Genomic DNA, 23,498 nt, shown 5'->3' with positions numbered 1-23,498 from the left:
GATGCTGCAACGACGACGAGCAATGTGGCTGATTACGCATAAGCGCCGTGCTCTGCCGATTTCGGTGATTCAAGCGAGAATTTGGAATGTGATAGGTCAGCGGGAAGCTCATATGCAAAAGCGCGAGGCCTGGACGGAAGCGGACGTTCAAGCACTTGCCGCCGAAGAGTCGGACTCCTTTGAACGAAAGAGCGGCCGTTTGCTGTCGGACATGGGCAACTTCCGTGATGCGCTCGCCAAAGCAGTCTCCGCCTTCGCCAACTCTGGTGGAGGCACCATCCTGCTCGGCGTGGAGGACGATGGACGCCTCATTGGTCTTCCGTCCTTAGTCGGGCAGCAGCCAGTCAAGGAATGGTTTGAGCATACGATCCCTAATCTGGTTGATTACCCGCTGCATGATTTCCGGGTTCATTCGGTGCTCAGAGCCGAAGAGAGTCAAACTCTCTCGGATCATACCGTAATCGTCATCGAGATAGGTGACAGTGCGCTCGCACCACATCAGAGCAAAAGAGATCAGAAGTACTATCATCGGGTAGGAGGTACGTCGAAACCGGCTCCACATTTCTATCTCGAGCTACTCAGGCAGCGGGCCGTCTCTGCGACATTGGAAGTTCAACAAATTGAAACGAGATACATGGACACCTTTGAGTTAGACGGAGACTTTATCATCCAGCTGTCTCTCGGTTTCATGATCCATAACATTGGGAGAGTCGCAGCGTTCAAATGGAACCTTGGACCTCGCCTGCTGAATCACGATATGTTGGAAATTGAGGGATGGGCAGATAGGTACATGATAGGGAACTCCTTGCCCCCCAACGCTCGAAATAACGGCATCAGGGTGGACGATACCATTCTGCCTGACTGCTACATGAAAGAGGAGCAGAGCATTTGCTTAAGGATGAAGCTCGACATTCTTGGAAAGTCAGAGATTGATCAGGAAATCCATAATCTCATCGACTCCCTTAAAATCAGCTATCGCTTAGCAACCGAAACTTCGCCTGGTAAACTGGTTGAGGTCAGGCCCGCCGAACATATCGACGTCTCTTTGCTCTGTAGCCGAGTGGCCGAGCGCATCGCCCAGTTGAGGCCGGCTTAGGGCTAAGTCTGCTCCGCTGCTACCGAGGCTTCGGAACACAATGAGAAGGAAGCAAAGTATGGGTGAAGTGCTTAGGTCGCCTCGGCCTGGAAGTCTGATCGCCTTTCTTATTTTATTGGCGGGATGCGATAGGTTTCCCTCGCCCAAACACGGAAGCATCGACAGCGGCATGGCCGCAAGCATTGTCCAGGGCGCGCGAAGCAAGCTCGGCAACCGTTTGCCTCTGCTGGTATGTGGAGGATCGAAGGGCGTGGCGCTATTCACCAACGAAATGAAATGGTCGAGCGACGGCATCACGGATGGCCGGTTTATCTTTGCAGGTGTAGACAACGACCCTGATGTCATCTTTCAAGATGCCTACCGAGAGTTCATCAGTTCCAAGGAAGATGGGGGTATGGTGACGCACTATGCGGGCAAACCAGGCGGCTTGGGCATGTGGCTCGTGGTCTATGCGGAAACGGGGGTGACGGAAACACACAACTTGATCCAGTTAGATAGTGGTCAGATCATGGACCTGTGGACGGTTAACAAGCCGGGCATGACTGTGCCGGCAAACGCAAAACTGTTCACCTCGTTCTGCACGCGACCTTAGCCTAGAAGGAGAACACCTCAGTAAAACACCGCCTTTAACTGTCCCTACGGGAACTACGCTCCGCTCCGTGGTTCAATCTTTGAACCTATCAGCCTGTCCCATTAAGGCTCTTTAAGACATGGCTTCGCTAAGGCAGCAGGAGCAATCAAATCGACAAAAAATGAGGCCAAACGCAAGGGACGCCTCTGCATCCGTCATGCATTACTCTGATGCGGGGCCTAGCTTAGAAGCTCAGGCACTCCACGATCAGTGATTCAGGTCCTTCTTTGAGCGAGTATGCGACACAACCGCCGGTCACCGGGCCAAGCTGGAGGTCAAGGGTCCACGGCGAGTTCGACCAAGCCTTCTGAGCTTCGGCTAGGAAATCTTCAGATGACAGACTTTCAGGGGGTCGGAACATAAGGTTCAAGTGAAAGCGGGAGCCGCCTTGTTTCACTTGCTTCTGGTCTGAGAGCGGCAAAGGGGCAGAGCCACGGGACCGGGTGTGGATGCCCCTGCCATACCCATCGCCTTCGATGGTGGCGGCGTTGGGCAACAGGCGTTTGAACCTCTTCCAATTCGTCTGGCCATATATCGCCTTAGTGAGCTGGATGAGAATTCGATGATATTCATCTCGAAAGATCACTTCATCGCCGATCACCCTGCCGGACGTCGGCCTCGCACTTTGGAGGTGGACAAAGTCCAGGCACCTGGCGGGCGTGATGATCGACTGGTGAAGAGTCCCAACGCCGTAGAATGTCGGCCTCACGTTTTTCACCCATCTAATATAGGCTTCGTTTTGTCTGCTGCAGATGATCATTGATCCGGTCCTGGTTCTATTATTTATATTTGCAGAAGGCCAGACCGCGCCAATTCTGTGATTAATTTCTTCACTCATTATCTTTTCCATAAAAGATAATGGGTTGGCGTAAGCCGTTGATTTCAGTGTGAGCCAAATGGGGACGAAACGAACTCTCGATCCATAGCCATTATGGTTATAAATGGAACGACGAACTTCATAATGAATGGAGGACGTCATTGCTCGCCAAACAGGCCAAGGTGCTGAGCCCCGCCCAGGTGCAGACGGTGCTCGCTATGATCGGAAATCAAAGGCATCCAAGCCGGAACCGGCTCATATTCCTGCTCTCAATCAGGGCGGGGCTTAGGGCCAAGGAGATTGCCAGCCTGACTTGGGCCATGGTGACCGATGCCGAGGGTCATATCGGCGATTGCATTCGGTTGCCGAACCAAGCCGCCAAAGGTCAAAGCGGAGGGGTCATTCCAATGGCAAGGGAGTTGCGGGCTGCCGTGGTAGCCCATGCCGAGCAATCGTCGCCCTTTGGCCTCTCGGATCGAGTCATACAGACCGAACGGAGCAAGATGACGACCGCCCAAGTGATCGTAAACCTGTTCCGGTCGTGGTTTCAGGCTTTAGGCTTTGATGGTTGCTCTAGCCATTCCGGACGCAGGACGTTTATCACCAGGGCTGCTCGGAATATTGGGCGCTTTGGCGGGAGCCTCAGGGACGTTCAGGCCCTCGCCCGACACCGTTCGCTTGCCACGACCCAGCGCTACATTGAGATCGATGCCGAAGCGATGCGGAAGGTGGTCGATGCATAGATCCGCTGTCTTTGAACGGGTGGGGGAACACCTCATTTCTCAGGGTAGGCCAGCTCTCGATTGGTTCGGAAGGCCGGTGCTGCGGAACGTCGCTGGATTGGCTTGCGCAATCGGCTGCTTGATCGATCCCCAATTAATCGTTCCTGAGGTCAACCATCTGAGGGCGGCCAATCCTCAGGTGCTCCAGCTCCTTCAGTTGAGCGGTGTCCACGCTGACCTGAGCTGGACTATGGTGCCGGAGGGCGGGTCCGATCTTGATTTTCTGCTGGAATTAGAGGCGATCCACGATCAAACCGAAAGCGGGGCGGGGTGGAGCGAGCAGGTGCGAGCGGAGTTAAGGCGGGCCCGAGCAAAATGGTGTGCGGAGCTTGGCTGCATTGCTGCATTTCTCATCTGAACCGGGTTGCTTCCAGCTGTACGTCGGTCAGGCTGCCAGCGTTAGGACACGGGCATGATCCGGACTCCTACAACTATCATTGTTGGCGCTGGCGCGAGTAGCGAGTTGGGTTTTCCGCTCGGCGGGAGTCTGCTGAGCGAGATCGCCTCTATGGTCGATTTCCGCACCAACGGCAGTTATCGCTATTCGAGCGCCGACAATGGCCAGCTTTACGAGGAGCTTCAACGGATAGCCGCCGCCGATCCCCAGCGGTGGCAGCCCTACAACCTAGCTGCTCGCCGTATTGTAGGGGCCGCGCCTATGGCGGCGTCGATCGACAATCTCATTCATCAAAACAATGACAGCAAACATGTGGAGATCGTCGCTAAAATCGCAATCGCCGAAGCTATCCTTCGGTATGAACGGGAAAGCCCACTGTATAACAGGGACGATCCATTCACGGTCCCGGATAATGCGCTAGACAATTCATGGTTGCTGCCGTTCGGTCGCATCCTCACAACCGATTTGCAGAAGACCGATGTCGGACGCATCTTTGACGCACTTACGATCATCACATTCAACTATGATCGCACGATTGAGCGGGCTTTGCCTCACATTCTGACGCAATCCTACGGAATGTCGCTGAGCGAAGCTCAGGATATCGTTAGGAAGAAGTTGCGGATATTTCATCCATACGGTCAGGTCGGATATCTCGATTGGTTCAAAGAGGACGGCGATGTCGAGGTTGGCTACGGCAGGGATGGGTTTGGTCGTTTCAATGAGATCATCGGCGATTTGAAGACATTCACGGAGCAGATGAACGAAGAGGCTGAGCAGGTAACGAAGATCAGGGAAGCGGTTCAACAAGCCCAAAAAATCGTGTTCATCGGTTTCGGCTATCACGATCAGAACATGACACTCTTGCGCCACCCGAAGTTCAACGCCCAAGCGCACGCCATGTTAGGGACGATCTACAAGGAACCAGAACCGATTGTCATGGCGATCAGGGGCGCTCTCTCGAACACCTTCTGGCACGCGACGGGGGTAACAGCTTCGCCCTATCTAGAGGACAAGCCTTGCAAGGATTTCCTCAACCAATGGCGTCGTCAGATTATGGGCTGATGGTCTAACGGTGCGTTATGTCAGCCGCATTCGTAGCTGAAGCTGCCGCCATCCCACCTTTGCCTGAAAGGCAGACCTGGATCGCGGCATTCGCGAATAAACAGTCGCCCACCATGCGCTCCAGTTATACCTACGGTTCCTCCCGGCCCAGCATCGTCAGAACCGAACTGATTGTTTTCGCACCGCATCGCGTCTGCCCAGCTAGACTGGCTTACATTTGTCCAACAAAATGTGAAATGAACCCTGAAGGAGCAACGGTTAGACACGGGCGTGATGCCCTGCATCCCGGGTGATCCTGATGGACTAATACAGCCCCCAACTTTGTAATCTGGTGGCGGTGTTTTGTCGCCGACTGCCATACTGGCATTTGGCGAAGCAAGGGAGTTGCGATTGGTCCAACCGCCGCTTGAGCTTGGATTCGCAGCGGAAGATGAAGCATAGCCAGAGTTGCTACCCATAGCATAAGTTGAGGCGGGTCTCTGTGCGACCGGGGGCTGTCTCTCTGGAACGGGCTGGTGCCTTGCGGCAAGTTGGGATGCAAAAGCGGCAGTGACATCCGCCAATGTAGGAGTTGGGACCATCCGGGACGGTTCCGGTGGGGGTTCGTCCTCGCTTTCCGCTCTCGCAGACTCAGCTGGGTGACTCTCGTTGTATTGTGCTATGACAGTTGCAGCGGGGGCTATGCCAAAGGAGTTATTCGGACCACTTTTGTAGTCCGTGATCATCGACCGCAGTTGAGAGGAATTGCGGATTTTGATGTGATCCACCTGAGTGACATAGGCCCCCACCCAGTTCGGAAGCGGCGCGGCATCTATAAGGACGCCGTATTTAGTGTCGTGAAAACGCAACTGCGGCGCAATCGAGGCAAGCCAGCTTTTCTCCGCGTCCTGCTTTTCGAAGGTGGGTTTCAACTCCGGGCGCTCGATAAGCGCTTGGCGCGTCGTGTATTCCTTGGCGAGGTCAATATACCGGATTGACGTATCAAGATCATCTGGCCGAGCATTGCTCGTGCGCGCAATCTTCATATAAAGATCGGCCACCTTCGTGTAGAGGTCGGAGAGATTCTTACACGCCTCAGCCGACCTTTTCTGTGTGCATTCCGGTATCCAAGCATCACCTCCGTGGGCAATTTGGTCCAGTTTCAAATGCAGGTCAGAGGGTGGTTGCGCGTGAGCGAAACCTGACAAGGCTAGACCAGAGGCCGCGACAACACCTTCGGCGAAGCGCATGAACATTCCCCTTGTTCAAAAGGCTTACGCATACAGAGTGCCGAGGCGACTCACAGGTCACAGACTGTAGCCCCCAACCTGAATAGGGCCAATATGGGGCCGAAAGGTCTCGTTCAGGTCGAAAGGTGGCGCGAAAAAAAACGATCAGCCGAGCGACGCATCAGGGATAGAGGCTCGCCTATGCGATTAATGTGCGGCCTTTCACGGTGTGTGCATTTTCAATGACGACGATGCGCTTCTTGCGCCGGGCATATCGGCGGATTTTATTTGCAGTTGAGGCACTAAAGCGGGCCAAACTGGAATCGAGCAGGCGGCACGAATATTATAAAATCCGTTATAGGTGTGACGTTTCCCTCGTAAAATCATAGGTGCGTTCGCATTCGTAATGCGGGGGTCGCAGGTTCGAGTCCTGCAAGCGGCACCAGGCCTTCCAGACAATCCGGGAATCTTCCGCAAGGCCGCCATCATCGGGCTCACTCCGCTGCGACCAGTTGCCCACTGGGCGCGGGTTTGCGGCAGAACCACACGACGGCGATCATCGCGACGGCGAGGAGCGCGCTGACCCAGAACAGCTCCAGCGACGACAGCAGATAGGCCTGGTTGACGAGCTGCCGATAGACCGAGCCAGCCGCCTGGAGCGGGGACTGGCCATAGGATTGAAGCTGCTCGATGGCGCTGCGATAGAGTGGCGAAAGCGGGCTGCTCGCCTCGCTTAGCCGCGCCTGGTGCAACGCCTCGCGCCGGTCCCAGTAAGTGGTGATGATCGAAGCCGCGAAGCTGCCCGCGGTGATCCGCGCGAAGTTGGAGAGTCCGCTCGCCGCCGGCACGCCCTCGGGCGGGATGCCGTCCAGCAGGATGGTCAACAGTGGCACGAAGAAGATGCTAAGGCCCAGACCCTGCAGCGCCAGCGGCGCGGCGAGCACGAAGAAGCTCGCGTCAGGGGTGAACTGCGCGCGCATCCAGAATGATCCGCCGAGGCACAGAAAGGCCAAAGTGGCGAGCCAGCGCGCGTCGAGCTTCAGCTTGCCGACGAACGGTCCGGCGAGCACCGCCATCACGCCCGAAGGTGCGGCGACGAGCCCGGCCCAAGTGGCGTTGTAGCCCTGGTATTCCTGCAGCCACAGCGGCAGGAGCAGGTTGTTGGCGAAGAACAGCGCATAGCCGAGGCAGAGCGCCAGCGTGCCGAGCACGAAATTGCAGCGCTTGAAGAAGGAGAGATCGACCACGGGCCGCTGCTCGGTCGCTTCCCAGATGAGCCAGGCCGCGAAGCCGATCACGGTGCCGATCGCCAGCGTCACGATCAGTCCGTTGTTGAACCAGTCGCGATCCTTGCCGAGATCCAGCATCGTCTGCAGGCTGAACACCCAGAAGGCGAGCAGCGCGAGGCCGACCGTGTCGATCGGCAGCTTGCGGGTCGGCGTCTCGCGATCATGCAGGTGACGCCATGTCAGGCTGGCGGTGACGAGACCGAAGGGCACGTTGATCAGGAAGATCCAGCCCCAGAAATAATTATCCGAAATATAGCCGCCGAGCACCGGGCCGAGCGCAGGCGCCGCCAGCGTCGTCATCGACCAAATCGAGAGCGCGGTGCCGCGCTTGTGCGGCGGGAAGATCGACAGCAGCAGCGCCTGACTGCCCGGGATCATCGGCCCCGAAACGCCGCCCTGCAGAATGCGGAAGAGGATCAGCGAAGGGAGGTCCCAGGCCAGGCCGCAGAGCAGCGACGCGATGGTGAAAGCGATCACGGAAGCGGTAAACGTCCGCACCACGCCGAACCGCCCCATCAGCCAGCCGGTGAGCGGCACCGTCACGCCGTTGGCGACGGCGAACGACGTGATGATCCAGGTGCCGCTGTCCGTGCTGACGCCAAGATTGCCGGAAATGGTCGGCAGCGAGACATTGGCGATGGTGCCGTCCAGCACCTGCATGAAGGTTCCCAGCGCCAGCGCCACCGCGGCGATGCCGAGTGCCGCGCCTTTGAGCGGCGCCGGCTGCGCCGCCGTCACCGGACCGCTCCCATGTTGCGGGCGATGATCCGGCGGATCAGTGCCTCGACCTCAGGCCCGCCATCGACCACTTGTTGCGTGCCGCCCGCGGGCGGAGCGCTGCCGGCCACGACCGGCCCCGCCTTGTTGCTGGTGTCGACGGTGACCGTCGCCGAAAGGCCGACTCGCAGCGGATTGCGGGCTAGCTCCTGCGGATCGAGCGCAATGCGGACCGGCACGCGCTGGACGATCTTGATCCAGTTGCCCGACGCGTTCTGGGGCGGCAGCAGGGAGAAGGCGTTGCCCGAGCCCGCCCCCAGGCCCAGCACCTTGCCGTGAAAGACCACGGCGCGGCCGTAGATGTCGGCCTTGATCGCGACCGGCTGGCCGACCCGCATGTCCTGAAGCTGGGTTTCGCGGAAGTTGGCGTCGACCCAGAGGCTGTCGAGCGGCACGACCGACATCAGCGGCGTGCCCGGCGCGACGCGCTGGCCAAGCTGGACAGTGCGCTGCGCCACCACGCCCGAAACCGGCGCCTCGATATTCATATAGGCGCGGCTGATCGCGGCGCGGCGCACTTGCGCAATGGCCGCTAGGACCGCGGGATTGTCATAGACGCTGGTGCCGGCGACGGCGCTTGCCGCCTGCGCGCGCTTCGCCTCGGCCAGTCGCAACTTCGCCTGGTTCACCGAGACGGCGTCGCCGGCATGGCTGACTTCTTCGGTCGAAACCGCGCCTTCGGAGGCAGCGGCCTGGCGGCGCACAAAGTCATTGCGCGCCTTGCCCAGATCGGCCGCGGACGACAGGATTTCCGCCGAGGCCTCGTCCACCGCCGCGCGCTGGGAGCGAAAGCCGCGGACCGCCGACCCAAGCTGCGCCTCGGCCGAAGCCAAGGCCACGTCTTCCGTCGCAGGGTCGAGATCGATCAGCGGTGCGCCGCGGTTCACATGCTGGGTGTTGTCCGCATGCAGCGCGATGACCGTGCCGCCCTCGCGGGTGGTGATCGAAACGATGTTGCCGCCGACGTAGGCGTCGTCGGTCGTCTCGCTCGGCGCCGCGAGCAGTCGCATCGCCGCATAGGCGAGAATGGCAATCGCGACGGCGGCGCCGAGCAGCAGGAAGCCGAGCCGTCGCTTGCGGGACTTGGCCGTCGCCTCCAGCTCTTCGATGGCTATGGTGGGGGTTTGGGCGTTCATTGCAGGCTTCCCTGAATTGCATTTCCGAGCGGCCGGGCGGGATCGAATCCGCCGCCCAGCGCCGCGACGAGCTGGATGCGGCTGATCAGCGATCCGGCCTGAAGATTGACGAGGTCCTGCTCCGCTTCGAGCAGACGGAAGCCGGAATCGATCGCGTCGAGCTGCGAGCCGAGGCCCGTGCGGATACGCACCTGGTCCAGCCGCACCGTATCGCGCAGGCCGGCGACGACGCGGCCTTGCGCGGCTACGTCCTCGTCCGCCGAATGAACGCTGGTCGCGGCGTCGGCGGCGTCGCGAACCGCGCCCAGCACGGCCTCGTTGTAGCTTGCGACCGCGCCGTCGAGATCGGCGGTCGCCTGGCGGTATTGCGCCTTCAGCTTGCCGCCTTCGAAAATGGGAATGTGGATCGCGACGCCACCCCCGCCTTGCAGCGCGCCTGCGGTGAACAGGCTGCCGAACCCGAGCGCGGACAGACCGACCAGCGCCTGCAGATTGACGTTGGGGAGAAAGTCCGCCGTTGCGACGGCGCGGCCCTGCACCGCGGCGTCGATCCGCGCCTGGCCGGCGAGCAGGTCGGGGCGGCGGCCGAGCAGATCCACCGGCAGGATAGCGGGCACGGCGGGCGCCGTGTCGAGCGCCAGGCTCGGAGCGGTGATCGAGGCATAGAAGTCCGCGCCGCGCCCGGCCAAAGCGGCGAGCGCATGGATGAGAAGGTCGCGCTGCTTCTCGGCGCGCGTTTTTGCCTGTTCGGCCTCGGCCAGCAGCGTTTCGGCCTGGCGCAGCTCGAACTCGTTCGAAAGCCCCGTCCGGATCCGCGACTGGACGAACCGCAACGAGCTTTGGCGGGTGGCGACGAAGCCGTCGGCGACCGCGATCAGCCGGTTCGCCCGCGCCAGCCCGACATAAGTCTGGGCGACCGAGGTGGAGATGGCGAGCCGCGCCGCTGCCGCGTCGAACCGGGCAGCATCGGCATTGGCCGAGGCCTGCCGCACCGCCGAGCGCTGACGACCGAACAGATCGAGGTCCCAGCTCAGCGCGCCCTGCACGGCGGAAATGGTCTGGCCGGTGCCGCCGAAAGGCGGCGGGATCAGCGATTTGTCGCTCAGCCGCTCGCGCACCACGCTGCCATCGGCGTCGACATGCGGGAGCTGATCGGCGTGGCGCACCTGCACCAATGCTTCGGCGGCGCGGAGCCGTGCCAACGCGCCGTCCAGCGTCGGATTGCCGGCCAGCGCCATCTCCTCGAGACGATCGAGCTGCGGGTCGCCGTAAGCGATCCACCAGGCCGCATCGATCGGGGCCCCCGGCCCGCCTAGGCCAAGCGTGCTTGCCTGCACCTGCGCAACCTGCGGCTCGACGTGCGGAAAAGCGGCGCACCCGGCGAGCAGCGAGGCGATGAGCCCCGCCAGCGCGCTCTTCGTCGCCCGGATCACCACGGCACCGACGCCTCTCGCAAGGCTTCCACATAGGCGCGCAACCGCAGCAGCTCTTCCTGGATCGGGGCAAGCTGGCGCGCGACGATCCATTCGATCCCGCCTTCGAGCGCGCGCTCTTCGGCTTTCGAGATTTTCGAGCTCGGCGCTTTCATGTGAATCTCCCACCTTGCGCCACGCATCGTGGCGTTTCGTGGCGGGGATGTAGAAAGTCGGTCTCTCGCCCGGCAGCCGCCGAAACCGGAAGGCAGCCTCTCGCGCGCCGTTAGGCTCTCGAACCTCGATAGGGTTCTTCCCGATCTCGCCGGCTACCGCCTCTCGATCGCCTCAGCCATTCCGCCGCCGAGGTCGCAATCGCGCGCCTCTCATGGAAATGGAGACAGAAATGGCCACCGCCTTCGAGCCCGCGCCGTACAATCCGGTTCCGGACTCCAAAGCGTTCGATCGAGCGACGGCTTTGGCCGAGTTCCGGCACAACATGAAGCTGATCTCGATCGGCGCCGTCCTGATGGTGATCGGAGCGCTGGGCTATCTTTGGCTATTCGACGCGTTGAACGCAGTCACCTTCGTCGCGGTCGCGCTCGGCGTTTTCCTGTCCGTGCTGATCGGCTGCGGCCTCTTCGCCGCGGCGTTCTTCAGCGACAAGAGCGGGGTAGATCAGCAGGTCGCGGACGCCAGCCGGTCGGCCCTTGCTCTCACTCCGCCACTTGCGGACTGAACTCGTTCAGATCCTGCAGCGCGCTTCGCAGGCGCGGCGTCATCCAGTCCAGGAACGCGCGCACTTTCAACGGCAGCAGACCCTGGCGCGCATAGACCAGATGGATGGGGTATGTGTGCACGTCGAAAGGCTCGAGAATATTGACGAGCGCGCCGGATCGCAGCTCCTCGGCGAGCTGGTAGCTTGGCGCCCGGGTGATGCCCATTCCCTGCACCGCGGCCGCCACCGCCGCCGTGCTCGTATTCGTGCAAACCCTTCCGTTCGGCCTGACCTGGATTGCGCGGTCCTTGCACCGATAGGTCCAGACCCCTTCGTTCAATGGCGTGAACAGGACGGCGTCGTGATCGGCGAGGTCGTCGGGGTGCTTGGGCCGGCCCCTTCGCGCAAGATAGTCGGGGCTCGCGCAGGTCAGCAGATTGAACTCGCCGACCTTGATCGCGACCAGAGAGCTGTCGGCCAGATCGCCCAGCCTGACGCCCACATCGACATGCTCCTCGACCAGGTTCACGAGGCGATCGAGGGATAGCACGTTGAGCGTGATCTCGGGATGTTCGACGAGGAATTGATAGGCGAGGGGCAAGGCGCGACCGCGTCCGAACGCCATCGGCACCGTGATCGTCAGCGTTCCGCGCGGGACCTTGTACTCGCCCGAAGCGCGCAGCTCCGCATCCTTGATCTGGGCGACGATATTGCGCGCCGCCTCGACATAATCGCGGCCGGCATCGGTCAACTGAACGTTGCGGCTGGTGCGAATAAGCAGCCGCGTGCCGAGCAGGCGCTCGAGATCGGCGACCTTCCGGCTGACGCTCGGCAGCGGCGCATTCAACTTGCGGCTTCCCGCGGACAGGCTGCCGGCATCGACGACAGCCAGCAACACCTGCATCGCGTCGAGACGGTCCATGCACCCCCCTTCGTTCTCCTGCCGGATCATAGCTCCATGCGTTCTCGGCTCAAAGGGAAAGGCAGTGGTCCGGAGCGCACATCCCGCGCACGCTCCGGCTCTGGAGCAGGCATATATGAGGCCAATACGTTCAGGCGGCCGCCCGATAGCGGGCAGCGGGAGCAGCGTTCGAAAGCTTGCCGATCATCGCCTGACGGGCGGTTTCGTAGCTGTCGAAGAGCTGCTTTTCCTGAAGCGAGGGAATGGTGACAAACTCGCCCTGATCGAGCCCGACCAGCGCTGCGTCGACCAGATCGTCGCCTGTCATCACGATTTCGCTCGGCAGTAGTTCGACCGGCCGACCGGCCGCGGCCCAGAATTCGGTCGCAGTGGCGCCGGGAAGCACGACCTGCACATGCACGCCTGTGCCATCGAGCTCGTGCCGCAGGTTCTGGCTGAACGCCACCACGAATGCCTTGGTCCCGCCATAGACGCCGTTCAGCACCTCGGGATTGATTGCGACGATCGACGCGATGTTGACGATCGTTCCCGAGCCGCGCGCGACGAATTCCGGCGCAGCCGCATAGGTGAGGCGGGTGAGGGCAGTGACGTTGAGCGCGATCATCGCGGTCATCTGATCGACATCGGATTCGAACAGGGTGAGGGCGCCGCCAAGCCCTGCATTGTTGACGAGCATGGTGACGTCGGGCGTGTCCTTCAGAAAGGCTTCGACGCGGGCGAGATCGGCCGCATCGCCCAGATCGGCCGGAAGCAGATCGACCTTGCGGCCCGTGGTGGACCGGATGCGGTCGGCGACCTGCGCCAGCCTGTCGGCGCTGCGCGCGACGAGCACGAGATCATAGCCGCGCCTGGCGAGGCGATCGGCAAAGACCGCCCCAATCCCGCTCGATGCGCCGGTGATGACGGCAGTTCCTTTGGTCGTTTCCATTTCGATGACTCCTCATGATCTGCGAGGCGTCACCTCCGGCAACGTCCCGCAACGCCGGCTGATCTATGAGCAGGGAACGAGCGGCAGCAGATCGTCAGACTGACAGCCAGCCTATCGCCAACTGATAGGCTGCCGGCGACGCATCCGGGGGATGAGCCTGTACGCTGACGCGCAATGGCGTGCTCGCACGCGAAACGCTGGCTCCCCGGGCCTGATTCGAACAGGCGGCCGTCCGATTAACAGTCGGATGCTCTACCGCTGAGCTACCGGGGAATGCCGAGCGAGGCCGGGCCTATAGCAAGGCTTGTCGCCATTGCAAGCGGTTGCGACGCGGTTCAGGCGATGAACTGTTCCATCGTGATGCGGTCATCGAGCGCGTGCTCCGGATCGAACATCAGGCAGAGCGTCTGGCCGCGGTCGATCGCCACCTGCACCGTCGCCACGTCGCGGACTTCGCGCTGGTCGGCGACCGCACTGACCGGACGCTTGACGGGCTCCAGCACGCGGAACTCGACGGTGGCGCTGTCCGGCAGGATCGCGCCGCGCCAGCGCCGGGGCCGGAAGGGACTGATCGGCGTCAGCGCGTGTAGCGAGGAGCCGAGCGGTAGGATTGGGCCGTTCGCGCTGAGATTATAGGCAGTCGAGCCCGCCGGCGTCGCCACAAGCACGCCGTCGCAGACCAGCTCGTCGAGCACGATGCGATCGCTGACCGTCACTTCCAGCTTGGCCGTTTGGCGCGTTTCGCGGAGCAGCGAGACCTCGTTGATCGCGGGCAGCACGACGGTCTGACCATCAATCGTGGTCGCTTCCATTCGGAGCGGCGAGACTACGAACCGCCTTGCCCGCGCCAGCCGTTCGTCGAGGCGTTCTAGACTCCAGTGATTCATCAGGAAGCCGACCGTACCCAGGTTCATGCCATAGACGGGCACGATCCGGCGGCGCTCCAGCATCGCATGCAGTGTCTGCAGCATGAAGCCGTCGCCGCCCAAGGCGACGATCAGGTCGGCGTCCTCCACCGGCACCCAGTCGTAGCGCCGGCGCAGCTCGCGCTCGGCCTCGAAAGCGGGTTCGACAGTGGAGGCGACCAGCGCGCGTTTGAGGCTCATCCGCCGGTGACGCTCATGTGACGGGAAACGGCCGGCGTGCCGATGTGGAAGTCGTGCGCCTTGGGTTTGATCCGCATCGCTTCATCGAGCGCTGCATCAAGCGCGCCGACCCCTCCGCCACGCAGCGCCGCTTTCAGGTCGACCGATGCCGATTGGCCGAGGCACAGATACAGTCTGCCTTCCGCCGTCAGCCGCACTCGGTTGCAGGTTTCGCAGAAATTATGGGTGAGCGGCGAGATGAAGCCGATATGGGTGCCCAACTCCTTGGCAAAGACATAGCGCGACGGGCCGCCGGTTCTCCGGTCGGACGGCGTCAGCGTGAAGCGCCTCGCCAGCTGCTCGCGCACGAAAGTGAGGGGCAGGAAGCGATCGGTCCGGTCGTCCTCGATCACGCCCAGCGGCATGGTCTCGATGATCGACAGATCGAAGCCCTGTCCGCCGCACCACTCCGCCATTCCTACGAACTCGTCGTCGTTCAGCCCCTTGAGCGCGACCATGTTGATCTTGATCGCGAGGCCGACAGCCTTGGCGGCGGCGATGCCGGCCATCACGTCGTCGAACGCATCCCGGCGCGCGATATGGGCGAAGCGGGCGCGGTCGAGCGTGTCGAGGCTGACGTTGATCCGCCGGATGCCGGCCGCGGCCAGCTCCTCCGCGGCCTCGGTGAGCCGCGCGCCATTGGTGGTGAGGGTCAGTTCGTTCAGGCCATCGCCGATCCGCCGCCCGATGCGGTGAGCCAGCTCCGGCAGGCCGCGCCGCACCAGAGGCTCGCCCCCGGTCAGCCGCACCTTGGTGACGCCGCGATCGACGAATGCGTCGACGATCAGCGCCAGCTCTTCGAGGGTCAGCAGCTCGCGGCGCGGCAGAAAGCTCATCGCTTCCGCCATGCAGTATCGGCAGCGGAAATCGCAGCGATCCGTCACCGATACGCGCAGATAGGTCACGCGCCGGCCGAAGCTGTCGACTAGCCTGGGCGGGGGTGCATGGTCGGCGGCGCGCATAGCCATATGCTTATTTACCGTGGTTCCGCGCCGCAAGCCATTGGCGAAAGCGGCAATGGCGCTAGAATGGGCTGGATGGGGGAACGTGCCTTCGACGAGCAGAGTGCCGGCCTTCCCGCCGAAGCGGCGTCGCTGTTCATCCTGTCGTTCCGGCACCGCGACGAATTGCTGGAAGCGGCGGGCCGCGGCGGCTGGCGCGCGATCGCGGCGCGGCGGGCAGGGGACGTCGAGCGCCGCTTCATAGCGAGCGGAGCCGGGCTGCTGATCGTCGACGGGCGCGGCGCGTTCGACGAAGCGATCGGCGCGATCCGCGCGCTCGCCGACGCGGCCGAGGCGAACGCAGCGGCGCTGGTCGCGCTACTTTCCCGCAACGACGTGCCACGGCTGGGCGAGGTCTATGCTGCCGGCGCCACGCACTACCTGGCCAGCCCGTTCGGAGAGTCCGAATTGCTCCAGGCGCTGCGCTTTGCCGCCCGGCACACGCAGCGGCTCGGCGGCGGGGCGATCAGCCGGCCGGCCTTGCGCCAGGCTGAGGCGATGAGCTGGAGTTTCGACGCCGGCGGCCTGACCCTCAGCCCGTCCTTGCGTGCACGGTTCGGTCTCAGCGAGAGGCCGCTGACCCCGGCGCGCGGATACCGGCTGCTCGGGCGTCCCGACCGCCGCGCGGCCCGCGCCGCGCGCGGACGGCTCAAGGCTGGCTATGGCTCGACCGCTTTCTCGCATCTGCTGCCCGATGGAACCCGCGTGGCGCATCACCTGATGATGACGGGCGGCGAAGCGAGCGGCATGATCGAGCCCCTCGATCGCGAGGCGCCGCTGCCGCTTCATCGCGATCCGCTGACGGGTCTGCCCGACGGCGCCGCGGCGCGGCGCTGGCTTTCATCGCAGCTCGCGACGCACGCTCCCCTGGGCGTGCTGCTCGTCGGCCTCAGCCGCTTGCCGATAGCCAACAGCATGTACGGACGCGCCGGCGGCGACGCGCTGATCCAGGCGGCGGGGCGACGGATCGAAGCAGCGGCACGCGAACGAGATTCCAAGGCCTGGGTCGCGCGGCTAGCCGGCACGGAATTCCTGGTCGGGCTGCCGAAGACGGATGCCGGGCAGGTGAGCCAAGCCGCCGAGCGGATCGTCGCCGCCGTCGAACGGCGCGTGGCGCTGGCGGACGGCGCGAAGCTGGGCGCCGACGTCGGCGGCGTGGTCGCCGGCGATGAGGACGCGGGCGCGCTGCTGCGCCGGGCCAGCGCCGCGCTTGCAGAAGCGCGTGAGACGCCGGGAAGCGCAATCCGCCTGCTCGAAACGGGGGCTTCGCGGGCGGCAGAGCGCTCGCAACAGCTCGCCGCCGAGATCCAGCGGGCTATGGACAATGGCGAGATCGACGTGCTGTTCCAGCCGCAGGTTCGGATCGCAGAGGGGCGCATCGTCGGTGTCGAGGCGCTGGCGCGCTGGAATCACCCGCAGCTTGGCGAACTCGGCGCCCAGGCGCTGTTCGGCGCCGCCGAACGCGCCGACCTGTCCGGGCCGCTTTCCGATCTGGTGCAGCGCTGTGCCCTGGAAGCGGCGGCGGCGTGGCCGGCAGAGCTCGCCGACCTCCGGCTATCGGTGAACGTGACCGCGGCCGATCTGGCGCAGCGCGGCTTCGTCGACGCTATGCTCGCCCGCATCGACAGCAGCGGCTTCGCGCGCGAGCGCGTGACCGCGGAAGTGACGGAGGAGGGGCTGATCGAGGATCTGGGCGTCGCCGCCGCCGCCCTTGCCGAGCTGCGCCGGGCCGGCTGCCGGGTCGCAGTCGACGATTTCGGCACCGGCTATTCCAGCCTGGCCTATCTGAAGGCGTTGCCGCTCGACTATCTGAAGCTCGATCGGCGGCTGAGCCAGGACATTGCCGGCAGCCCCCGCGACCGGGTGGTGGTGCGCGGCGTCATCGACATGGCCCGCGCGCTGGGCCTCGGCGTGATCGCGGAAGGCGTGGAGACCGAAGAGCAGCTCGCCCTGCTCGCGGCGGAAGGCTGCACGCTATACCAGGGCTTCCTGTGCTCCGAGCCGGTGGGTGTGGCGGAGCTCGTCGCGCTGGTAGCGTCCAAATGAGCGCGAGGCCGATTGCCTGCCGCAAAGGTGACAAAGGTGCACGGCACCGGGCTGTATTCGTCACCTTCGACGGTTGGATTTACAGGCTGACTTGCTCGGCATCTCGACGGTTCAAACAAGCCGGCGAATGCGGCCGACTTCGGGCGTATCAAAAGCTCAGCGGTGTAGGACAGCGGAATGTCCGCTTCGACCCATCGCGGACGTGCGCCCTCTCCCCTTGCGGGAGAGGGAGGGGCCCGCTCGCGAAGCGAGTGGGAGGGTGAGGGGGAAACTCCTCAGCTGCCGAGCTTCCCCCTCACCCCGCTCGCGCCAAGGCGCGAGTCGCCCTCTCCCGCAAGGGGAGAGGGGCACGTGGCCGCATGCCACCCATTGCAGACATTCCCACATTCACATGCGGTGAGACGCTTCTGATCCGGCGCAGCTAAGCATTCGCGGTCTTAGGCAAAAAGCCCTTCGCCGGGAGGGGCCGGCGAAGGGCGGGGGAGGCTCTGGATTTTCTCAGGCCGGGAGGATCGTGCGGGCCCGGCGGCGCAGGGCGGCGCCGATCAGGCCGAAGCCGGCGATCAGCATTGCCCAGATCTTCGGTTCCGGAATGGCGGCGACTTGCTGGGCGGCGAAGCCGGGCACATCGGCATCGGTGAAGCCATAGACGAAGAACTGGTTGGTGCCGGCAACGCCCGGGACGAAGTCGTTGTCGTTGGCGATGAACAACGTGTGATAGAGGGTGCCGTTCAGCGTCACGTCCTGGCCGACCGCCATGCCTTCGATCTTGACAGGCACGTTGGCGCCGGTCACGCCGGCCGCGCCGAGCGTCGCGACCACATCCAGGAACGGTGACGCCGGCTTGGCGACGGCGGCGGCTGCCGCGGCGGCGCCGGTAAGGTTGGTGATGTCGGCCGCGCCGGCGATGTCTATTTTGAAGATCTGCTTCACCTTGGCGGTCGATCCGTCGCCCAGGCCCTTGCCGTCGCGTTCGTCGACCAGGAACGTATGGTCGTTCAGCGCGACGATCTCGCTCACACCCGATCCGGTGGTGAGGTTGTAGCCATATTCGTGCGTCGCGCCGGTCGCGATGTCGACGGTGACGATGCGCAGCAGCTTGCCAGTGGCGGGGTCGGCCGCGTCCTGGATCAGCGGCGCCTGCATGATGCCGACCAGCGTCTTGCCGTCGGGCGTGATCGCCAGGCCTTCCATGCCCTTGTTCGCGACGCGGCCCGAGGTGTTGCCGCTGATTTCCGTGTCGCCCTTGGGCGACAGGTTGGCGACGTCCAGGTTCGCCGGCAGCGTGAAGGTCTTGATGAGCTGACCCGTGCGGCGGTCGAACTGGCGGACATAGGGGCCGTATTCGTCGGACACGAACACGCTGTTGCCATCGTTGGAAACGCGGATGCCTTCCGGATCGAAGCGGGCGTTGTCGGGATTGCCCGAGTTGCCGTCGCCGAAATTGTCGGAACGGCCAGTGAAGTAATAGGTGTTCGCGGTGTTGTTGGCGGGGGCGCCCGAACCGAGCCCCAGCCCAGCGCCGGTGCCGTAGGTCAGCGCGGTCGGGCTGGACAGCAAGGTCGTCTTGTAAAGCAGCGTCGAGAGCGAGAAGGGGAGCGGAGAACCGGCCGCGTTCTGCACCAGCTGCAGGTCGAGCGTCTGGAAGCGGCTGATGTACGATGTCGTGTCGTCGACCGCGCTATTGTAGCTGACCGCGTTCGGTCCGCGGTCGGGCGTGGCGAGGAAGGTCGTGCCGCCCGCATAGGCGAGTGCCGAGCCCATGCCGCCCAGGATGTTCGCGGCGACGCCGTTCTCCAGCGTGCCGGTCAGGCCGGACAGGTCCTTGCCGATGCCGGCACTGCTGCCGTCGATGCTGCCTTTGGCGAGCAGAATCACATTTGCCTGCGCGGCCGTTCCCAACAGCGCGGTCGCCGCGACCGCGGCATAGATTGCACGACGCATTTCGTTTCACCCCTTGTTGAAAGCCGACCCGCCCGATCGGGTTAACGACTCGTCAACCGGGCTAGGGGTGATTCATGACGGAGGCGTTTCGGTTGCGTGTCAGGGATGTTTCCGGATCGTGACACGCTCTCCATTTTGGCGGGCGACGCCCCATATCGGGACGGATGATGCAAGCCGATCTCTTTGCCGACGCCGTTCCTGCCGGGTTTCGACAGCAGGCAAACTTTGTTTCCGCGGCCGAGGAAGCGAACCTCATTGCGCGCATCGACGCGGAGGGTCTTGCGCCCTTCCGCTTCCAGGGCTGGCTCGGCAAGCGGCTGACCCACTCGTTCGGCTGGGCCTATGATTTCGACCGCGCGCGCCTGCACCCTGCCGAACCCTTTCCCGACTGGCTGCTGCCGGTGCGCGATCGGGCGGCGGCGTTCGCGGGCTTGCCGGCGGACGCCTTCGTGCAGGCGCTGCTGATCCGCTACGATCCGGGCGCGGGCATCGGCTGGCACAAGGACCGGCCGGCCTTCGAGCATGTCGTCGGCGTTTCGCTCGGCGCAGCCTGCGACCTTCGCCTGCGCCGCCGCCATGCCGGCGGCTTCGACCGCGTCTCGGTGCCCCTCGCGCCCCGCTCGGCCTATCATCTGGCGGGCGAGGCGCGCCACGGCTGGGAGCACAGCATCGTGCCGATGGCCGAAACCCGCTGGTCGATCACGTTCCGCAGCCTCGCATCCTAAGCTGCGAGCTTCGCCAACCCCCTTGAGAGCTGCAGCGCGCCGTTGAGCCGTTGCTTGGGGTTCGCCCAGTCGCGCGCAATGACCAGCTTCGAATCCGGCCGCAGCTTCGCGCTTTCGCCGATCTTCTGCACATAGCCGAGCAGCGCCGGCACGTCGGGCGGTGTGTCATTGTGGAATGTGACGACCGCGCCGCGCGGGCCGGTCTCGATCTTCGCCACGCATGCCTTGCGGGCATTGAGCTTCACCTCGATCAACCGGATCAAATTCTCCGTCGGTGCGGGCAGCTTGCCGAACCGGTCGATCAGCTCGGCGGCAAAGCCTTCGATCTGCTCGGGCGAATCGAGTTCGTTGATGCGGCGATACAGGCCCATGCGCAGGTCGAGATCCGGGACATAATCCTCCGGGATCATCACCGGCACGTCGACGGTGATGGTCGGCGAGAATTCGTCGCGCGCCAGCTCGTCGCGCCGCCCGCCCATCTTCGCCTCGGTGATCGCCTCTTCCAGCATCGATTGGTAGAGTTCGAAGCCGACTTCTTTGATATGGCCCGATTGCTCGTCGCCGAGCAGGTTGCCGGCGCCGCGAATGTCGAGGTCGTGGCTGGCGAGCTGGAAGCCCGCGCCCAGGCTGTCGAGATCGGACAGGATCTTGAGCCGTTTTTCCGCCGTGTCGGTGATCGACGTGTCTGCGGGTGTCGTCAGATAGGCATAGGCCCTGATCTTGCCGCGCCCGACCCGGCCACGGAGCTGATAGAGTTGGGCGAGGCCGAACCGGTCGCCGCGATGCACGATCAGCGTGTTGGCGCTGGGGATGTCGAGGCCGCTCTCGACGATCGTGGTCGAGAGCAGCACATCGTAGCGCTTGTCGTAGAAGGCCGACATGCGCTCCTCGACCTCGGTCGGCGCCATCTGGCCGTGCGCGACGACGTAGCGGATTTCGGGCACTTCCTCGCGCAGGAACTCTTCGATCTCCGGAAGGTCGGCGATTCGGGGCGTGACGAAATAGCTCTGGCCGCCGCGATAATGCTCGCGCAGCAGCGCCTCGCGCAGCACCACCGGGTCCCAGGGCATGACGTAGGTGCGCACGGCCAGCCGGTCGACCGGCGGGGTCTGGATGACGGACAGCTCGCGCAGGCCCGACATCGCCATTTGCAAGGTGCGCGGAATCGGCGTCGCGGTCAGCGTGAGCTGGTGCACATCGGTCTTCAGCGCCTTCAGCCGCTCCTTGTGGGTGACGCCGAAGCGCTGCTCCTCGTCCACGATCACCAGGCCCAGCCGTTTGAACTCGATGCCTTTCGCCAGAATCGCGTGGGTGCCGATGACGATGTCGATCTTGCCCTCGGCGAGTCCCTGCTTCGTGTCCTTTGCTTCCTTAGGCGGAACGAGGCGGGAGAGGCGGCCGATATTGAGCGGGAAGCCCTGAAACCGCTCGGTGAAGGTGTTGTAGTGCTGGCGGGCGAGGAGCGTGGTCGGGCACACGACCGCTACCTGCATGCCGGCCATCGCCGCGACGAAGGCTGCGCGCAGCGCGACTTCGGTCTTGCCGAAGCCGACATCGCCGCAGACGAGCCGGTCCATTGGCTTGCCTTCGGAGAGGTCGCCGAGCACGTCGTCGATCGCCCGGTCCTGATCGTCGGTTTCCTCATAGGGGAAGCGGTCGACGAAGGCAGGGTAGCTGCCGCTGTCCACTTCGATCACTTCGGCCGGGCGCAGCGCGCGTTCGGCGGCGGTCTTGATCAGCTCGTGCGCAATCTCGCGGATGCGCTCCTTCATCGCCGCCTTGCGCCGCTGCCAGGCCTCGCCCCCGAGCTTGTCGAGCCCGACGCCTTCGCTTTCGCTGCCGTAGCGGGAGAGGACTTCGAGATTTTCGACCGGCACGTAGAGCTTGTCGCCGCCCGCATAGGAGACGGCGACGCAATCGTGCGGGGTCTTGGCGACGGGGACCTGGGTCAGCCCCTCGTAGCGGCCGATGCCATGATCGACGTGCACGACGAGATCGCCCGGGCTGAGCGTCGCCAGCTCGTTCAGGAACGCGTCAGCCTGCTTGCGGCGCTTGCGGCGGCGGACGAGCCGGTCGCCGAGCATGTCCTGCTCGGTCAGCACCGCGACGTCGGGCGTGGTGAAGCCGTGGTCGAGCGGGAGGACGATCAGCGCGGCCGGCGCCTTGTCCGCCGCGCCCAACGCATCCTGCCAGTCCGCGGCATGTTTGGCGTGCTTCAGTCCATGATCGGCGAGCAGATTGCCGAGCCGTTCCCGCGCGCCGTTCGAATAGCTGGCCAGGATGACCTTATGGCCGCCCTTTTTCAGCTTGGCCGCATGCTTGACGACGGCTTCGTAGACGTTCGCGTTCTGCGCCCGCTCCGGCGCGAAATCGCGCGCGGCTTCGACGGCGAAATCGAGGCTCTTCTCGCTTTCCGGCGCGGCGAACGGCGTGACGAGGTGGACCGGCTCAGCGTCGATCGCCTCGCGCCACTGGTCGGCGCTCAGATAGAGCAGGGCGGGTTCGATCGGCCGGTAGCTGCCGGGCTGCGCGACCATCGCTTTCTGCCGGTTGGCGAAATAATCGTCGATCGCCTCGAAGCGCTGGTCGGCGGCGGCGCTGGAGCCGAAGTCGCGGACCACCACGGCGTCGTCGCCGAGATGGTCGAACAAGGTGGAGAGCTTGTCTTCCAAGAGCGGCAGCCAGTGCTCCATGCCGGCAAGGCGGCGGCCGTCGGAGACCGCCTCGTAGAGCGGGTCGCCAGTGGCGGTGGCGCCGAATGTCTCGCGGTAGCGGCTGCGGAATCGCTTGATGCTGTCCTCATCGAGCAGGGCTTCGGACGCCGGCATCAGCGTGAAGCCGTCGATGCGTCCGATCGTGCGCTGGTCGGCGGGATCGAACTGACGGACGCTCTCGATCTCGTCGCCGAAGAAATCGAGGCGGAGCGCGAATTCCTCGCCGGTCGGGAACAGGTCGATCAGGCCGCCGCGAATCGCAAACTCGCCGGCTTCGGCGACAGTGTCGACGCGCTGATAGCCGTTCGCCTGCAGCTTGGCGGCAAGTTGGTCGCGATCAATGCGTTCGCCGGGGGCGAGCTTCGCAACGAGCTGGCGGATGCGGAACGGCGTCAGCGTGCGCTGGGTCGCGGCATTGGCGGTGGTGACAAGCAATTGCGCAGCGCCCGGCTTTTGCTGGAGCCGGTGCAGGGCCGCGATCCGTTCCGCCTGGATGCGCAGCGACGGCGAGGCCCGGTCGTAGGGCAGCACGTCCCAGGCCGGGAAAGTCAGCACTTCCAGCTCGGGCGCAAAATAGCCGGCGGCGTCGACCATCGCGCGCATCGCCGCTTCGTCGGATGCGACGAACACCGCGCGCTTGGAGGACGCCCGCGCCAGGTCCGCCATCAGCCACGGCAGGAAGCCGGCCGGGACCGAGGCGAGGGTGAGCGGCGATGTCGCGGCAAGGATCTTCTTGAGGTCAGGCATG

At 63.8% G+C, this 23,498-nt stretch carries 20 protein-coding genes and 1 tRNA gene; 8 read left to right on the top strand and 13 right to left on the bottom strand.

Features of this window, described 5'->3' with window-relative positions:
• Positions 1-22: 22 nt before the first annotated feature.
• Both ACFSCW_RS09725 and ACFSCW_RS09720 read left to right on the top strand, forming a co-directional pair.
• Positions 23-1,096 (top strand): AlbA family DNA-binding domain-containing protein, encoded by a 1,074-nt coding sequence (locus ACFSCW_RS09725; RefSeq protein ID WP_380888743.1) that lies wholly within the window; start codon positions 23-25, stop codon positions 1,094-1,096.
• 169 nt (positions 1,097-1,265) lie between these two features.
• Entirely contained in the window at positions 1,266-1,688 is a 423-nt protein-coding gene (locus ACFSCW_RS09720; RefSeq protein WP_380888741.1) for a hypothetical protein, read from the top strand.
• A 223-nt stretch (positions 1,689-1,911) separates the two neighbouring features.
• Here ACFSCW_RS09720 and ACFSCW_RS09715 read toward each other — a convergent pair whose 3' ends face one another.
• Positions 1,912-2,706, bottom strand: a complete 795-nt coding sequence (locus ACFSCW_RS09715; protein WP_380888739.1) for a hypothetical protein — start codon at positions 2,704-2,706, stop codon at positions 1,912-1,914.
• Here ACFSCW_RS09715 and ACFSCW_RS09710 point away from each other — a divergent pair.
• The 3 genes from ACFSCW_RS09710 (at position 2,706) to ACFSCW_RS09700 (ending at position 4,785) form a co-directional block, all read left to right on the top strand.
• Positions 2,706-3,287, top strand: coding sequence for a tyrosine-type recombinase/integrase (locus tag ACFSCW_RS09710; RefSeq protein WP_380888738.1), 582 nt, complete (start codon positions 2,706-2,708; stop codon positions 3,285-3,287). The genes ACFSCW_RS09715 and ACFSCW_RS09710 overlap by 1 nt on opposite strands.
• A 118-nt stretch (positions 3,288-3,405) precedes the next feature.
• Positions 3,406-3,684: a hypothetical protein gene (locus tag ACFSCW_RS09705; RefSeq protein WP_380888737.1), complete on the top strand. Its 279-nt coding sequence runs from the start codon at positions 3,406-3,408 to the stop codon at positions 3,682-3,684.
• A 54-nt stretch (positions 3,685-3,738) separates the two neighbouring features.
• On the top strand, positions 3,739-4,785 hold the full coding sequence (locus ACFSCW_RS09700) for an SIR2 family protein (protein WP_380888736.1): 1,047 nt from the start codon (positions 3,739-3,741) through the stop codon (positions 4,783-4,785).
• A 20-nt stretch (positions 4,786-4,805) separates the two neighbouring features.
• On the opposite strand, the gene ACFSCW_RS09695 is transcribed toward ACFSCW_RS09700, so the two are convergent.
• From ACFSCW_RS09695 to ACFSCW_RS09675, 5 genes are all read right to left on the bottom strand, one after another.
• Positions 4,806-6,014, bottom strand: a complete 1,209-nt coding sequence (locus ACFSCW_RS09695; protein ID WP_380888735.1) for a hypothetical protein — start codon at positions 6,012-6,014, stop codon at positions 4,806-4,808.
• 473 nt (positions 6,015-6,487) lie between these two features.
• On the bottom strand, positions 6,488-8,020 hold the full coding sequence (locus ACFSCW_RS09690) for a DHA2 family efflux MFS transporter permease subunit (RefSeq protein WP_465270204.1): 1,533 nt from the start codon (positions 8,018-8,020) through the stop codon (positions 6,488-6,490).
• Positions 8,017-9,195, bottom strand: coding sequence for an HlyD family secretion protein (locus tag ACFSCW_RS09685; RefSeq protein ID WP_380888733.1), 1,179 nt, complete (start codon positions 9,193-9,195; stop codon positions 8,017-8,019). The genes ACFSCW_RS09690 and ACFSCW_RS09685 overlap by 4 nt, the downstream gene beginning before the upstream one ends.
• On the bottom strand, positions 9,192-10,631 hold the full coding sequence (locus ACFSCW_RS09680) for an efflux transporter outer membrane subunit (protein WP_380888731.1): 1,440 nt from the start codon (positions 10,629-10,631) through the stop codon (positions 9,192-9,194). The genes ACFSCW_RS09685 and ACFSCW_RS09680 overlap by 4 nt, the downstream gene beginning before the upstream one ends.
• Entirely contained in the window at positions 10,625-10,783 is a 159-nt protein-coding gene (locus ACFSCW_RS09675; RefSeq protein WP_380888730.1) for a hypothetical protein, read from the bottom strand. The genes ACFSCW_RS09680 and ACFSCW_RS09675 overlap by 7 nt, the downstream gene beginning before the upstream one ends.
• Before the next feature lie 230 nt (positions 10,784-11,013).
• Here ACFSCW_RS09675 and ACFSCW_RS09670 point away from each other — a divergent pair, with 230 nt between their 5' ends.
• Positions 11,014-11,346, top strand: coding sequence for a hypothetical protein (locus tag ACFSCW_RS09670; protein WP_380888729.1), 333 nt, complete (start codon positions 11,014-11,016; stop codon positions 11,344-11,346).
• Here ACFSCW_RS09670 and ACFSCW_RS09665 read toward each other — a convergent pair.
• The 5 genes from ACFSCW_RS09665 to moaA form a co-directional block, all read right to left on the bottom strand.
• Complete coding sequence (locus tag ACFSCW_RS09665) at positions 11,324-12,247, bottom strand: LysR family transcriptional regulator (RefSeq protein ID WP_380888727.1); 924 nt, start codon at positions 12,245-12,247, stop codon at positions 11,324-11,326. The two genes, ACFSCW_RS09670 and ACFSCW_RS09665, sit on opposite strands and share 23 nt — an antisense overlap.
• Before the next feature lie 130 nt (positions 12,248-12,377).
• A complete protein-coding gene (locus tag ACFSCW_RS09660; protein ID WP_380888726.1) occupies positions 12,378-13,175 on the bottom strand; it encodes an SDR family NAD(P)-dependent oxidoreductase in 798 nt (265 codons plus the stop codon).
• 198 nt (positions 13,176-13,373) lie between these two features.
• Positions 13,374-13,448 (bottom strand) — tRNA-Asn (locus tag ACFSCW_RS09655).
• Between the two features lie 62 nt (positions 13,449-13,510).
• Positions 13,511-14,281 (bottom strand): NAD kinase, encoded by a 771-nt coding sequence (locus ACFSCW_RS09650; protein WP_380888725.1) that lies wholly within the window; start codon positions 14,279-14,281, stop codon positions 13,511-13,513.
• Positions 14,278-15,288, bottom strand: coding sequence for a GTP 3',8-cyclase MoaA (gene moaA, locus ACFSCW_RS09645; protein ID WP_380888723.1), 1,011 nt, complete (start codon positions 15,286-15,288; stop codon positions 14,278-14,280). The genes ACFSCW_RS09650 and moaA overlap by 4 nt, the downstream gene beginning before the upstream one ends.
• Before the next feature lie 69 nt (positions 15,289-15,357).
• Between moaA and ACFSCW_RS09640 the strand changes: the two genes are divergently transcribed.
• Positions 15,358-17,367, top strand: a complete 2,010-nt coding sequence (locus ACFSCW_RS09640; protein WP_380888722.1) for a putative bifunctional diguanylate cyclase/phosphodiesterase — start codon at positions 15,358-15,360, stop codon at positions 17,365-17,367.
• Between the two features lie 498 nt (positions 17,368-17,865).
• Here ACFSCW_RS09640 and ACFSCW_RS09635 read toward each other — a convergent pair whose 3' ends face one another.
• Entirely contained in the window at positions 17,866-19,311 is a 1,446-nt protein-coding gene (locus ACFSCW_RS09635; RefSeq protein ID WP_380888720.1) for an esterase-like activity of phytase family protein, read from the bottom strand.
• 167 nt (positions 19,312-19,478) lie between these two features.
• Here ACFSCW_RS09635 and ACFSCW_RS09630 point away from each other — a divergent pair, with 167 nt between their 5' ends.
• Positions 19,479-20,036: an alpha-ketoglutarate-dependent dioxygenase AlkB gene (locus tag ACFSCW_RS09630; protein ID WP_380888718.1), complete on the top strand. Its 558-nt coding sequence runs from the start codon at positions 19,479-19,481 to the stop codon at positions 20,034-20,036.
• Here ACFSCW_RS09630 and mfd read toward each other — a convergent pair.
• Positions 20,033-23,497, bottom strand: a complete 3,465-nt coding sequence (gene mfd, locus ACFSCW_RS09625) for a transcription-repair coupling factor (RefSeq protein WP_380888717.1) — start codon at positions 23,495-23,497, stop codon at positions 20,033-20,035. The two genes, ACFSCW_RS09630 and mfd, sit on opposite strands and share 4 nt — an antisense overlap.
• Position 23,498 lies beyond the last annotated feature (1 nt).

The sequence above is a fragment of the Sphingomonas tabacisoli genome, from assembly GCF_042678385.1.
In the GTDB taxonomy this organism is placed as follows: Bacteria; Pseudomonadota; Alphaproteobacteria; order Sphingomonadales; family Sphingomonadaceae; genus Sphingomonas_B; species Sphingomonas_B tabacisoli.
The sequence above is the reverse complement of the archived record's forward strand: the minus strand, read 5'-3'. Positions and strand labels throughout refer to the sequence as shown.

Bases quoted from the DNA above. Each gene is read 5' to 3' on its own strand.
- ACFSCW_RS09700 (WP_380888736.1), top strand. From the start codon at position 3,739: ATGATCCGGACTCCTACAACTATCATTGTTGGCGCTGGCGCGAGTAGC.
- ACFSCW_RS09675 (WP_380888730.1), bottom strand. From the start codon at position 10,783: ATGAAAGCGCCGAGCTCGAAAATCTCGAAAGCCGAAGAGCGCGCGCTC.
- ACFSCW_RS09715 (WP_380888739.1), bottom strand. From the start codon at position 2,706: ATGACGTCCTCCATTCATTATGAAGTTCGTCGTTCCATTTATAACCAT.
- ACFSCW_RS09685 (WP_380888733.1), bottom strand. From the start codon at position 9,195: ATGAACGCCCAAACCCCCACCATAGCCATCGAAGAGCTGGAGGCGACG.
- moaA (WP_380888723.1), bottom strand. From the start codon at position 15,288: ATGGCTATGCGCGCCGCCGACCATGCACCCCCGCCCAGGCTAGTCGAC.
- ACFSCW_RS09670 (WP_380888729.1), top strand. From the start codon at position 11,014: ATGGCCACCGCCTTCGAGCCCGCGCCGTACAATCCGGTTCCGGACTCC.
- ACFSCW_RS09660 (WP_380888726.1), bottom strand. From the start codon at position 13,175: ATGGAAACGACCAAAGGAACTGCCGTCATCACCGGCGCATCGAGCGGG.
- mfd (WP_380888717.1), bottom strand. From the start codon at position 23,497: ATGCCTGACCTCAAGAAGATCCTTGCCGCGACATCGCCGCTCACCCTC.
- ACFSCW_RS09695 (WP_380888735.1), bottom strand. From the start codon at position 6,014: ATGCGCTTCGCCGAAGGTGTTGTCGCGGCCTCTGGTCTAGCCTTGTCA.
- ACFSCW_RS09650 (WP_380888725.1), bottom strand. From the start codon at position 14,281: ATGAGCCTCAAACGCGCGCTGGTCGCCTCCACTGTCGAACCCGCTTTC.
- ACFSCW_RS09720 (WP_380888741.1), top strand. From the start codon at position 1,266: ATGGCCGCAAGCATTGTCCAGGGCGCGCGAAGCAAGCTCGGCAACCGT.
- ACFSCW_RS09630 (WP_380888718.1), top strand. From the start codon at position 19,479: ATGCAAGCCGATCTCTTTGCCGACGCCGTTCCTGCCGGGTTTCGACAG.
- ACFSCW_RS09640 (WP_380888722.1), top strand. From the start codon at position 15,358: ATGGGGGAACGTGCCTTCGACGAGCAGAGTGCCGGCCTTCCCGCCGAA.
- ACFSCW_RS09635 (WP_380888720.1), bottom strand. From the start codon at position 19,311: ATGCGTCGTGCAATCTATGCCGCGGTCGCGGCGACCGCGCTGTTGGGA.
- ACFSCW_RS09725 (WP_380888743.1), top strand. From the start codon at position 23: ATGTGGCTGATTACGCATAAGCGCCGTGCTCTGCCGATTTCGGTGATT.
- ACFSCW_RS09665 (WP_380888727.1), bottom strand. From the start codon at position 12,247: ATGGACCGTCTCGACGCGATGCAGGTGTTGCTGGCTGTCGTCGATGCC.